This window comes from Mycobacterium sp. NGS17 (assembly GCF_059813205.1).
The window spans coordinates 357,411-369,736 of the sequence record NZ_JCALED010000003.1 but is presented as its reverse complement, the minus strand read 5'-3'; the positions used below and the strand labels follow the sequence as shown (position 1 = coordinate 369,736).

The 12,326-nt window shown below is 65.4% G+C and carries 11 protein-coding genes; 8 read left to right on the top strand and 3 right to left on the bottom strand.

Annotated elements, in window-relative coordinates; all coding sequences use genetic code 11:
* Window positions 1-3: 3 nt before the first annotated feature.
* On the bottom strand, window positions 4-909 hold the full coding sequence (locus tag AC5Y7E_RS09625) for an SDR family NAD(P)-dependent oxidoreductase (protein ID WP_499948671.1): 906 nt from the start codon (window positions 907-909) through the stop codon (window positions 4-6).
* An 80-nt stretch (window positions 910-989) separates the two neighbouring features.
* On the bottom strand, window positions 990-1,886 hold the full coding sequence (locus tag AC5Y7E_RS09620) for an enoyl-CoA hydratase/isomerase family protein (RefSeq protein WP_499919891.1): 897 nt from the start codon (window positions 1,884-1,886) through the stop codon (window positions 990-992).
* A 78-nt stretch (window positions 1,887-1,964) separates the two neighbouring features.
* Between AC5Y7E_RS09620 and AC5Y7E_RS09615 the strand changes: the two genes are divergently transcribed.
* From AC5Y7E_RS09615 to AC5Y7E_RS09580, 8 genes are read left to right on the top strand one after another with little or no spacing between them, the layout of a single operon-like run.
* A complete protein-coding gene (locus tag AC5Y7E_RS09615; protein WP_499948669.1) occupies window positions 1,965-2,405 on the top strand; it encodes an SRPBCC family protein in 441 nt (146 codons plus the stop codon).
* A gap of 33 nt (window positions 2,406-2,438) precedes the next feature.
* A complete protein-coding gene (locus tag AC5Y7E_RS09610) occupies window positions 2,439-3,749 on the top strand; it encodes an amidohydrolase family protein (RefSeq protein ID WP_499948667.1) in 1,311 nt (436 codons plus the stop codon).
* Entirely contained in the window at window positions 3,746-4,939 is a 1,194-nt protein-coding gene (locus AC5Y7E_RS09605) for an acyl-CoA dehydrogenase family protein (RefSeq protein WP_499948665.1), read from the top strand. The genes AC5Y7E_RS09610 and AC5Y7E_RS09605 overlap by 4 nt, the downstream gene beginning before the upstream one ends.
* Window positions 4,929-6,011, top strand: coding sequence for an acyl-CoA dehydrogenase family protein (locus tag AC5Y7E_RS09600; RefSeq protein ID WP_499948664.1), 1,083 nt, complete (start codon window positions 4,929-4,931; stop codon window positions 6,009-6,011). The genes AC5Y7E_RS09605 and AC5Y7E_RS09600 overlap by 11 nt, the downstream gene beginning before the upstream one ends.
* A gap of 2 nt (window positions 6,012-6,013) precedes the next feature.
* Window positions 6,014-8,095, top strand: a complete 2,082-nt coding sequence (locus tag AC5Y7E_RS09595; protein ID WP_499948662.1) for a CoA transferase — start codon at window positions 6,014-6,016, stop codon at window positions 8,093-8,095.
* The gene (locus tag AC5Y7E_RS09590; RefSeq protein WP_499948660.1) at window positions 8,085-8,327 is read left to right on the top strand and encodes a hypothetical protein; all 243 of its coding nucleotides are present in this window, start codon (window positions 8,085-8,087) and stop codon (window positions 8,325-8,327) included. The genes AC5Y7E_RS09595 and AC5Y7E_RS09590 overlap by 11 nt, the downstream gene beginning before the upstream one ends.
* Entirely contained in the window at window positions 8,324-9,442 is a 1,119-nt protein-coding gene (locus AC5Y7E_RS09585) for a thiolase family protein (protein WP_499948658.1), read from the top strand. The genes AC5Y7E_RS09590 and AC5Y7E_RS09585 overlap by 4 nt, the downstream gene beginning before the upstream one ends.
* 3 nt (window positions 9,443-9,445) lie before the next feature.
* Complete coding sequence (locus AC5Y7E_RS09580) at window positions 9,446-11,023, top strand: GMC oxidoreductase (RefSeq protein WP_499948656.1); 1,578 nt, start codon at window positions 9,446-9,448, stop codon at window positions 11,021-11,023.
* A gap of 74 nt (window positions 11,024-11,097) precedes the next feature.
* Here AC5Y7E_RS09580 and AC5Y7E_RS09575 read toward each other — a convergent pair whose 3' ends face one another.
* A complete protein-coding gene (locus AC5Y7E_RS09575) occupies window positions 11,098-12,318 on the bottom strand; it encodes a CaiB/BaiF CoA transferase family protein (protein ID WP_499948655.1) in 1,221 nt (406 codons plus the stop codon).
* Window positions 12,319-12,326 lie beyond the last annotated feature (8 nt).

Here is a 12,326-nt window from a genome sequence, read left to right as displayed (position 1 = left end):
GTCTCAGCTGGCGGGTGGCTTGTCGAAGATATTGGGATACAGGACGGCTTCCTTGAACGACGTCTCGATCTCGGCGAAAGCAGTCGGGATATCCCAGGTTCCCGAGGTCGACACGATCTCGCGTTCGACGACCGGGTTGGACATCAGGCTGATGCGGCCGTTGCCGGCGAAGATGACGCGGCGGTTAAGCCAATCAGACTGCGCGCTGGCCAGATACACCACGGGCGGCACGCAGTTCTTGGGCGATAGGCGAACGTTGGAATCCGAGTAGTCCATGCTCCCACCACCCTTGATGCCCTGGGTCATGCGGGTGCCGGCGATCGGGGCGATTGCGTTGCAACGCACCCCATAGTTGCGTAATGCGTTGGCGCACGAGAATGTCAAGCCAACTATTCCCATCTTGGCGGCAGCGTAGTTGGGCTGGCTGGGGGCGCCCTGCAGTCCCGACATCGACGTGAACGTGATCAGTCGGTACTGCCCGCCTCGGTTTTCGCGCCACCATGCCGCCGCGTGGCGGGTGACGTTGAAAGTGCCTTTGAGGTGTACCGAGACCACCGCGTCCCAGTCCTGCTCGCTCATCTTGAATACCATGCCGTCGCGCAGGATTCCCGCGGCGTTCACGACGACATCCAAGCCTCCGAGCGTTTCGGCGGCGCGGTCGATGAGATCCGCGCACGCAGCGAAGTCGGTGATGTCGGTGGTATCGGCGAACGCCTTACCGCCGCGGCTCGCGATCGCCGCGGCCACGCTTTCGGCCGGGCCCGCGTCATGGCCGATCCCATCGACGGTGACTCCGGCATCCGACACCAAGACCGTCGCACCCTCGGCTGCCAGCCCCTCGGCAACCGCAGCCCCAATTCCACGTCCCGCGCCGGTTACCAATGCAGTACGTCCGTCAAGCACACCCATCGTCATTCAGCTCCCCGTGCCGTTTGCCTCAGCATACAGAACACCAATACAAGATCTGTACAGGTGTCGCATTAGCGAAACTATTCGAATCCCCACTCGGAATAGCGGCGCTCGAGCTCGGCCATGGCCTCCCGGCCGCCGCGAGAGCTACGTTCCTTCATGAAGTTGAACTCGTCATCACGCCAGGACAGGTTGCTGAACACGGTGTGGCCCATCGGAACCCAGTCGCCGAACTGCGCCATTCCGACTGCGTGCCAGAACGCGATCAGCGCGTGCTTTCCCACCATCAACCCGTCGGCCGAGTGATGGGCTATAGCGTGCGCGTACCGCATGGCTTCGTGGCGCAACGACTCGGCGGGCACGACGGACGCGGCCACGCCCCATTCGCGTAACTCGGCCGCCGTCACCTTGCGGCCGGTGATCATCGCCTCGTAGCCGCGGTTAGGTCCTAACTTGAGCAGCGCCAACGGCATAGCTGTGGAGAATCCTGCGAAGCCGATGCGCGCCTGCGGGCGGGCGAGATACATGTCGTCGGAGACAACCAGAATGTCAGCGGCGAGAGCGAGGTTCATTCCGGCGCCCAGGGTCGCGCCCTGACAGGCCGCGATCACCGTCTTGGGAAACTCCAGCCAGTTCGTGAGGTGCCGGTGTAGTCGTCGCGCGTTGCCCAGACGTGCGGTCTGCGGCAACCGCTTCCCCTTGGTCAGCCCCGCCTGCTCCACTGGGAGCCGGCGCACATCGTCACCGCTGCAGAAATCCTTGCCCTCGGCCAGGAGGATGACGACTTTGACCTCATCGTCATCTTCGGCGCGGGTCAGCCGCTCCTTGAACAAGTTGTGCATGTCGGGCGACAGGATTGCGTTGCGCCGGTCCGGCCGGTTGATGGTGATCTGGGCGATGTGCGGTTCGACGACTTCATAACGGACCGAGTCGTCATCCACCTCGTATTCGCCTTCGGCGGGGGCGTCGGCGCTCATATCACCCTCCTCGTGCACTCGGCAGTACATAGAAACAGTAGTCGATCAACTGTTCCATGGTGGTGGTACCTTCAGCGAATGCCATCGTTCACGGTCACCAAGCGGCTCGCGGCATCGCCGGACGCAGTTTGGGCAGTCCTGGCTGACTTCGGCAACGTCGATTGGATCCCCGGGCCCAGCGATGTCCGGGTCGAGGGCGAAGGACCGGGCATGCGACGGTTCATTGCCGCAAGCAGTGAGAAGCCGGTAATCGAGACACTCATCTGGATCAGACCGGACGAGCGCGCGCTATCCTACGAGATCGCCAACAATCCCATGCCGGTCAGCCGATTTGTGGCGGTCAACACCGTCTCCGAAAGCACGGATGCCGTTGGGGAATCGGTCGTTGTCTGGGACATCGACTATGAGCCGATAGGTGACGATGCCGCCGCGCGCGATGCCATGGAGAGCGTTTACGGCTTGATGGCGGGCTGGGTGCAAGACTTCGCCAATGAGCGCCCGCCCGGATGGAACACTTAGACATAATCTGTTAATTAGTCTAAAATGCATCAGGTGATTGACCCTCTCGATCTGGTGCTGATCAGCGTGGACGACCACACCGTCGAACCGCCCGACATGTTCGCTGGGCGGGTGCCACGCCGTTTCGCCGACGACGCTCCGCGCATCGTCGAGGACGCTGACGGCGTGTGCTTTTGGGAGTATGACGGTCTGCAGCTGCCCAACATCGGACTCAACGCGGTCGCGGGCCGGCCCAACGATGAGTGGGGATTTGAGCCCTCGCGATTCAGCGACATGCGGGCAGGCTGTTACGACGTCGACGCACGGGTGAACGACATGAACGCGTCCGGCGTGTTGGCTTCGCTATGTTTTCCGTCGTTTCCCACCATCTCCGGCGCCCTGTTCACCTACCGGGGTGACCGTGAGGTCTCCGAGGTGATGGTTCGCGCCTACAACGACTGGCACATCGAGGACTGGTGCGGCCGTCATCCCGACCGGTTCATCCCGATGGGCATTCTGCCGCTGTGGGATCCGGCGCTGGCCGCAGCTGAGGTGCATCGGCTGGCGGGGCTGGGCTGCCGGGCGGTGACGGCGCCACAGCACATCGGCAACTATGGCCAGCCGCCGTGGCAGGACCCGCACTGGGACCCGCTGTGGGAGGCGTTGTGTGAAGAGAACTCCGTGGTGAACATCCACATCGGCACCGGCGGCGGCATGCCCGTGCCGTCCGACCTGACCACCTACCTGGCGTACAACGCGATGATCCCCCTTGACACCCAGCGGTTCACGGCCGATCTGCTGTTCTCCCCGGTCCTCACGAAGTTTCCAACTATCAAGTTCTCCCTATCTGAGGGCGGGATCGGCTGGATCCCGTTCCTGTTAGAGCGATTCGAGGACATCTATTCCCGCCAGCGGGCGTGGACCGGAGACGATCTCGGTGATGGCCTGAGCCCCACCGACGTATTCCGGCGCAACTTCATGTCATGTTTCATCCGTGACCGCGTGGGCATCGAGATGCGCGACCGTATCGGGGTGGAGACCATCTGTTGGGAGATGGACTACCCGCACTCGGACAGTAGTTGGCCCGACGCGCCCGAGCAGCTCGCTACCCAGCTGCAGGGCTGCACCGCCGAGGAGGTCGAAGCGATCACGTGGCGTAACGCGGCCCGTGCTTTCGGCTACACGGGCGTTGAGCGACTCGGAAGAGCGAACTGCACCGTTGCAGCATTGCGCGGGAAGATCGCCGGCTTGGATCTGTCCGCCCCGAAGGTAGACGCCGGCCGCGCGCCGAAGGCAGGAGCCACGGCGATCACGTACGGGGACATGAAGGTGCGGATGGCCTCGATCCTTCGCGGTGGAGCGTGACCGAGCCGGACTATGGCGTCATCCTCGCCGACGCTGATCGCGAGTTCCGCGATGAGGTCCGCGGTTTTCTCGCATCAGCGCTGACGTCTGATGTCCTGGGTCCCGGAGGCAACGAGACCGACCGCCTGGACCGAATGCGGTTGTGGCAGAGACGGCTTTGCGAGGCCGGTCTGGCCGCGATCTCTTGGCCTGTGCAGTTCGGCGGGCGCGCCGCCACACCGGTGCAGCAGCTGATCTTCAACGCGGAGATGGCTGCCGCCCGCGCGCCCGAGCCCATCAATCGGAGCGCCGTCAATCAGTTGGGGCCCACCATCATTCAGTGGGGCAACGACCAGCAGCGCGCACGATATCTGCCCAAGATTCTGTCTGGGGAAGAGGTGTGGTGTCAGGGCTTCAGTGAGCCCGAGGCCGGCAGCGACTTGGCTGCGCTGAAGACAAAGGCCGATATCGACGGCGACGAATTGGTGATCACCGGTCAGAAGATCTGGACTTCGAAGGCCCAATACGCGGACTGGATCTACATTCTGGCGCGTACCGATCTGACAGCGGATAAGCACCATGGAATCAGTTACGTCCTAGTGCCGTTAGGAACCCCCGGAATAGCAGTGCGCCCGATACGGCAGATCACCGGTCAGTCGGAGTTCAATGAGGTGTTCTTCGATTCGGTGCGTGTGCCGCTCGTCAACGTTCTCGGGCCGTTGAACGGCGGTTGGAAGGTGGCCAAGTCCACACTGGGCTTCGAGCGTGTGGGCCAGAGTCGCACTCATCGCATCGAGCGGCGGCTTGCGATCCTGGTCAAAATGGCTCAGGAGGAGGATGCGCTGGCCCGCAACGGATTTAACGACAGCTATGTCGCCGATCACATCGTCGGATTCGCGGCGCAGGTGGAGGCGCTTCGACAGATTTCGGCACAGGCGACCGCCGCGGGCGTCCGTGGTGTCAGCCCCGGCCCGGAGGCGTCGGTGGCCAAGTTGCTGACCTCGGAGGTCGACCAGGCGATGGCGAATTTCGGGTTGGAACTCGCCGGCCCCGCAGGCACGTTGGAGCGCGGCTCGGTGGGGGCGGTCAAGGATGGCAATGTCGCGCAGAGCTACTTGTTGATGCGGGCCGCGACCTTCGGCGCGGGCACATCGGAAATCCAGCGCAATGTGATCGGCGAGAAGTTGCTGGGGCTGCCCCGTGACTGCTGACGCCCTGTCGTCGTTGACGGAGATCGCCGACACTGCAGCAGAACTGGCCCGGTTGCGCGAGTCGGCCGACGATATCCTGCGGCGGGCATGGTCGCCACAGGCATTCCGGAGCCTGCTCGACCGCCCCGGCCCGGCCTTCGACCCGGTGTTGTGGCAGACCATCGCCGAGTTGGGATGGCCCGATGTTTTGGTGAGCGATGCGGGCGGCGGGGGAGGCGAGGGTCTTCGTGAGTTGTGTGCGCTGGCCGAGGCGGCAGGCGCGGCGGCGGCCCCGGTCCCGCTGGGCGCGGCGGCTGCCGCAGGCTGGTGCGAGGATCGGCGCGCGGACGGCATCAGCCTGGTACTACCCGAGCGCGGTGAACTCGCCGGCGCCGGCAACATCTCCGGAGTATGGCCGCTTGTGCCCTTCGCTGCGGTTGCGACCAGGCTCCTGGTCTGTGCCGGCACGAACGACCAGGCTGTTCTGGGTGTGGTCGACCCGACCGGCGCAGGCGTGTCATGTGAAGCGATCACCCCACTGGATCACAACCCTGCTGCCCGAATCTCGCTGCAGGAAGCACCGATTGACGTCATCGAGTCGGGTGACTCAGCCGAGGTCCGCTACTACGGCGCGACAATGCGTGCACGGGTCGCTCAGGTGGCCGAGCTGGTCGGCATCGCCTCGGCCGCCAACGAAGCGGCGATCGAATACGCCAAGCAGCGCACCGCGTTTGGCCACCCGATTGGTGCATTCCAGGCGGTCAAGCACCGCCTCGTCGACCAGCGGTGCGCGATCGAAGTCGGACGGGCCCTTGTCAACCGCGCCGCCGACGCGTGTCAGCACGGGCATCCCGACGCTGCGGCGCTGGCATCGCTAGCCGCATATTGGGGTATCGATTCGCTGCGCGCCGTCCCTGAGGGCGCGATCCAGGTGTTCGGCGGCATCGCCTACACCTGGGAGCACTACGCCCACGTTCACCTTCGCCGCGCAGCGAGTGTCGCGGCGACGTTGGGGGAGCGCGCCTATCACCGTGACGTCGTCACCCGTTGGCTCAGTGCCCGACACCCGTCCGTCGACAACGGAGATCGTTAAGCGTGAACACCGTCGAACACATTCGCTTCCTGTCGGGAATCACCGTGTTGCAGCTCGGCGACGGGATTGCCGGTTCGGCGGCGGCCGCACTGCTGGCGAGCTTGGGCGCCGACGTCACCAAAGTTGCCGCCGGCAAAGTGGCTGAGCGCACAGGTCCGAGGATCACAACTGCGGCGGGACCCGTTGCCGCCGTGGACATTACCCTCGATCACGCCAAGCGGGTTGCCCCACCTGACACCGACCTCACGACAATGATCGGCGGACACGACATCGTGATCGTCGATGGTGCCCCCGGTGCGGCACCAGAGGCCGAGAATTGCGTCGTGGTCAGTGTCAGCCCATTCGGTCTGGACGGGCCCCGGTCAACACAGCCGGGCGGCGAGCTCGTCGCCCAAGCCGCCGGTGGGATGCTGGCCACCATCACCGGATCCGACGGCGCTCCGTTGCCTGCACCCGGGTATGTCGCCCTCAAGGCGGCGGGGGCGGTGACCGCGCTGGCGTCTCTGCACGGTCTGGACCGGCGCTACAGCACGCACGATTCAGTGAGCGTTGATGTTTCGGTGCAGGAGGCGGTGGTGTTCACGGCTTCTCTTCCCGAGTGCGCCCACGTCCTGTACTCGTGCCAGGGAAAGGCCGGCAGCGGCCGCTATCTCGCGCCGTCGGGTACGTTCGGCTGCCGCGACGGCTTGGTCCGGATCACCGCGGTGGAAAACCACCAGTGGCGCGGACTGCTAGCGGCGCTCGGCCATCCGGAGTGGGCGATGGGTCTCGACGAAAGGGCTGCCCGCATTGAGCAGGCCGATCTGATCAACCGGCATGTCGCCGAGTGGGCGGCGACGCACGACAAGGAAGCGTGTTCAGCACTGTTGCAGGCCAATGGCGTTCCGTCGACCCCGGTCAATGCACCGGCAGAAATCCTGACTTCACCGCAGTTCGCGTTCCGTGAGGCGCTGTCGTCAACACAGGTCGACGGTGTTGACGTTGCGGTCCTGGATGCCCCGTGGCTGACCACCGCCGGGGGGCGCTTCGATCGCGGCCGCACGGGTCGTCTGACCGATCTGCGCATCGTGGAATTGACCCACGTGTTGGCCGGACCGATCGTCGGCGCGCTGCTGGGCGGGATGGGGGCACGGGTGATGCGCCTGGAAGACCCCGATCGGCTTGATATCTACCGGCGCACTGGACCTTTCGCCGATGGGAAGCCTGGCGTCGAGCGTGGGGCCTACTTTGCGGTGGCCAACCATTCGAAACAGAGCCTGCTGATCGAGCCTGGCCGCGCCGTTCTGGACGTCGCGACCGCGCTGGCTGACGCCGATGTCCTCATTGAAAATGTCGGTAAGTCACGACTGGCCCGGTTGGACGTGGATCCTGCGAAGATCGCCGGCTCGGGCGGGCTTGTCCTGAGCGTGTCCGGCTTCGGATCTAGCGGTCCCATTGCCGGATATAAGGTGTACGCCAATAATGTTCAGTCCTACGGCGGTCTAGCCGGACTGACCGCCGGCGCGGATGGATCGCCGGCACGACTGGGTACGGTCATCGCGGACCCGCTGTCGTCGGTGGTGGCCGCCACAGTCATAGCCGCGTGGGCCATCGGGCCAGCCCGTGACACCGGCGCTGTGATCGATCTGTCCATGGCCGAGGTCGTCGCCTCCACGGTGGCCGAATTCGTCGCCGCGGCCTCGGTCGACGACCGATCGGTCGCCGACACCGCCGCGCATCGCGAGGTTTACCGCGCAGCCGACGGCCGTTGGGTGGCAGTCGAATTCGTAGAGCGCGACGACGGGCGGACCGACGAACTGCCTGCGATGATCGCCGGGACATCGGCTGACGAGGCGGCCGAGCGCTTGCGCGCGATGGGCGTGTCCGCCGCGGCGGTGCAGGCCGCCGAGGAATTGGTGGCCGACCCACATCTGGCCGCACGTGGATTCTTTCCCGAAATCGCCCATCCCGACCCCGACATAGGTACTGCCCGGCTGGTGGGCTTGCCATGGCGGTTCGTCGACCAGGGACCCATACCGCTGGCGCCACCACCGGCTCTGGGCAACGCAAACGTCAGTCAGGAAAGGATGAGCAGTGCCCGCTGACACATCCACCGACACGGCGGCGACCGTGTGGGCGTCGACCTTTGTGCCGTCGAAGTCACCCATCTCCGGGTACGGAGAGGAAGGCTACAGTGTCGCCTGGGTGGACACTCCCGACGGTCGACTGCAGGTGCTGGTGTCCGGGCCGCGGCCCGCGCCCGGCACCGTAGGCCGGGTCGTCGAGAAGACCTTCGGTGAAACGAAAACCACGCTGTTCGAGGCGAATCCGGCATGACGCGCGTCCACGTCGCGGGGATCGGGATAACGGCGTTCGGCAAGCACGGTGACACTGCGTTGGCCGACCTTGGGGTCGCGGCCGCCGAGCGGGCGCTCGCCGATGCCGATCTCGACTATGCCGGTGTCGGCGAGGTCTTCGCATCTTCCTCGATGGCGCCGCCGCAGACTGCGCTGAAAGTGGCGCATCGTCTGGGCCGCACCGGAATTCCCGTGACCGCCATCGAAAGTGCTTCAGCGGGTGGCATGGTTGCGTTGCGGCATGCCGTCTGGGCGGTTGCCTCCGGCCGCTGCCGCACCGCGCTGGCGATCGGCTACGAGAAGACCACCGCGCTGGAACCCGGGGGAGTGGTGCCGGCGGCGGTCGATTTCTGGGACCGGTTCCCGCCGCAGACTCACTACGCCATCGAGGCCGCCCGCTGGCTGCACGACGCCCAATGTGGTCCCGAGGTCATCGGTGCTGTCGCGGCAAAGTCGTACAACCAGGCGCGGCTCAATCCTCTTGCCGCACGGCGCAACGACGACGAGGTGACCGTCGATCAGGTGATGTCGGCGCGGATGGTGGCCGAGCCGCTCACCAAAATGATGTGTCACGCCTCGGTTGACGGCGGTGCCGCGATAGTGGTGACGGCGGATCCGGTGCCGAGGGCCGTGGGGGTCAACGCCATCGAGCAGACCAGCTGGCCGGGGGACCCGATGTGGCCGGTGGCAGGTCCATGCGTGGGGCCGCCCTCCCAGATCACCATGACCGCGCAGCGAGCCTTCGATGCCGCGCAGGTCGCCCCAAACGACATCGGCATTGTCTCCCTGCACGACATGTGCGCCAGCGAGGAAATCACCGCGCTGATCGCCCTGGGACTGGCTGACATCAAGGAGGCGGCGGAGCTGGCGCAGTCGGGTGGCCTCGCCACGGGTGGCAGGCTGCCGACTAACACCGACGGGGGATGCCTGGCTCGCGGCCACGCGTTCGGCGCGACGGGCCTGGCTCAGGTGGCCGAGGTGGTTAGTCAACTTCGGGGAGAAGCGGATTCGCGACAGGTCGCCGACCCGCGGATCGGACTGGCGCAGGCGATGGGCGGCGGCGGATCGTGCGTCGTCGCCGTGTTGAGCGGGTAGCCCGTGACGGCGTTCGCCTGCTCGGTGCGGAGGCTGGCGCGAGGCGGACTAGCACGAATCGCGCCAGTCAGGGAGCGCGCCGCTGCAGTGCAGGTGCCGGTGACCCGAGAAGATCACAGGGTTGTCGTGGTGGGCTCGGGTTTTGGCGGCGGGGTCACCGCGTTGCGCTTGGCCGAGGCGGGTGTGCCGGTCACCGTGCTCGAGCAGGGCATCGAATGGCAACTGGCGAAGGACCGCGAAACTTTCCCCCGCCCGACACACAACCCGTTTGACAAGCGGATCTTCTGGTTTGACTCCGCCCCAAAAGTGTTCGGGCATCCCGTGTTAGGTGGCCCCCACCCCGGCGTGCTCTGCGCCTTCTCTGGTGACAACGTGATGTCCATCGCGGGCGTGGGCGTCGGCGGCGGGTCGCTGCTCTACCAGGGCATGAGCTTGCAGCCCAATAGGGAACTCTTCGAGACGTACCTTCCTTCGGCGCTCAACTACGACGAAATGGACCGCGTTTACTATCCGCGGGTGGCCAGTATGCTGCGGCTGGCCACGGCGCCTGACGAGCTGATCAACAGCCCGAACTACCGGGTGAGCCGCGTCTTCGCCGCCCGTGTCCGCAGGGCGGGCTATTCGGTCGAGAAGGTACCCATGCCCATCGACTGGGACTGCGCACTCGCCGAGCTGCGAGGTGAGGTGCGGCCCTCATTGAGCAACGGCGACTGCGTTTTCGGCGTCAACAACCCCGGCAAGCACACGGTCGACAAGACCTACCTGGCCGCGGCTCGGGCAACCGGCAGAGTCAACCTGCACACGCTACACAAGGTAACCGCCATCGCCTTGGCACCCGACGGCCGCTGGCAGGTCGAGGTGGACCGCTTCGACATGAAAGGCCGCAAAAAGCAGACGAAGATCCTGACCACTTCCGCGCTGGTGCTGGCCGCCGGCAGCGTGAACACCAGCCGGATGCTGGTGCGCGCCGCAGCGCTGGGCCACATCCCCGATCTGCCTTCCGGCGTGGGTGAGGACTGGGGCACCAACGGGGATCGAATCTATGTGTGGACCGATCTGGCCGAGGGTTTCGGCCGGGTTCAGGGCGGCCCCGTCGTCTACTGCAGTAAGGATTGGCACGATATTCACCGCGCTAACACGCTGATTCAGGCCTCCATTCCACCCGTTGCAGGACTGGACATCCGCACAACGATCCTGGTCGGCTTTGGTGCCAGCCAGTCGCGGGGGCGATTCAGTTACGACGCGGACGCCGACGAAGTGAAGCTGTCGTTCCCGCGCAACGGCGACAGCGCCATCCGGGCCGAAATCCACTCCCGCGCCAAGCGGATCGTCGGCCGGGCGGGCATCCTGGCCGACACCAATCGGTTGAACAACACCACCTGGCATCCCCTCGGAGGGGCCCCTATGGGCACCGTCTGCGACGCGGAGGGCCGGGTGCGTGGACACCGAGGGCTTTACGTGCTCGACGGTGCGCTGATCCCAGGGACCACCGCTGCGTGCAACCCATCGATGACCATCGCCGCGGTAGTCGAGCGGGCACTCGAGCGCATAGTGCGCGAGGACGTCGGCTCGGTGATCTAAGAGCGGCTGCTGCGGCCTGGTCGCTCGCGCGCCAGTCCGCTCCCGAGACCAACTCGGGCTGACGTAAGCATTGGTCAGCCGATGGCGCCATTTTCCTTGAGCGCGACGATCCGATCCCAGTCTCCACCGAGTTCGAGGATCAGCTCCTCGGTGTGTTCAGCGAACTCCGGTGACGGACCGAGACGCAACGGCGTCTCGTCGAACAACACCGGGCTAGCAACCAATTCGAAAGGCTCGCCGTCACGCTCGATCACGACGATGCCGCCGTTGGCGCGCACCTGTGGGTCTTTCGCCACCTCGGCTGTGCTGAGCACCGGCGCCCACTGGCCGTCGAAGTCCGCAAGCACTTTGCGCCAGTACTCAAGAGGGTGCGCCGCGATGGCCGCACGCAGCACTTCGGTCGCCTCGCCAGCGTTCTTGGCCAACAGCTCATGGCTGGAAAACCGCTCGTCGCCGGCAAGCTCAGGAACTCCTACTCGCTCGCAGAAGGCCGCAAAGTACCGAAACGCCTGCAGCATCGACAATCCGAGGAACCGGTTGTCGCTCGTCCGATAGAAGCCGGTGAGTGGATTGTGCGGCGTCACGTTGGCACCGGCCGGGTTGGCCACCCACGGCTGGCCGCTGACGAGGGCGGCATTGACGGCTACGCCCATCGCCCACACCCCGACACCGAGCAGCGAGATATCCACGGTGCGAGCCACTCCGGTGCGCTCGCGCTCGAATAGTGCGGCAGCAATGCCGCCGGCGATGGTCATGCCGCCGATGGAATCGCCGTAGGCAGGCCCCGGTTGGGCGACGACCCCGCCCAAATCGCTAGGAGTGGTGCTGGCGGCACCGGCCGCGCGACACCAAAACCCGGTCATGTCGTAGCCGCCTTTTTCGCCGTCCTCGCCGAGCGGACCGTAGGCGCTACCGCGGGCATAGATGATTTCGGGATTGACGAGCCGCACGTCGTCGACATCGATCTTGAGCCTCTTGCGGGCATCGGGCAGGAAGTTGGTCAGGAACACGTCGCTGCTCCGCGCAATCTCCATCAGCAGCTCATGGCCGTCGGCGGTCGAGATATCCAGGGCGATGGACCGCTTACCACGATTGGCGTGCTCCATCACGGGATTACGCGCGCCTTCAACGGTGATGTTGCCGAGCTGGCGAAGGCCGCGTTGGGAATCGCCGGTGCGCGGATGCTCGACCTTTAGAACATCGGCACCCCAGTCGGCCAGTACGGCTCCCGCAGCGGGAACAAACGTCCACTGGGCGACCTCCAAGACGCGCACGCCGGCCATCGGTCCGCTCATCAAACGCC

Coding starts and splice junctions, on each gene's coding strand:
- AC5Y7E_RS09625 (WP_499948671.1), bottom strand. CDS start 909: ATGGGTGTGCTTGACGGACGTACTGCATTGGTAACCGGCGCGGGACGT.
- AC5Y7E_RS09620 (WP_499919891.1), bottom strand. CDS start 1,886: ATGAGCGCCGACGCCCCCGCCGAAGGCGAATACGAGGTGGATGACGAC.
- AC5Y7E_RS09615 (WP_499948669.1), top strand. CDS start 1,965: ATGCCATCGTTCACGGTCACCAAGCGGCTCGCGGCATCGCCGGACGCA.
- AC5Y7E_RS09585 (WP_499948658.1), top strand. CDS start 8,324: ATGACGCGCGTCCACGTCGCGGGGATCGGGATAACGGCGTTCGGCAAG.
- AC5Y7E_RS09575 (WP_499948655.1), bottom strand. CDS start 12,318: ATGAGCGGACCGATGGCCGGCGTGCGCGTCTTGGAGGTCGCCCAGTGG.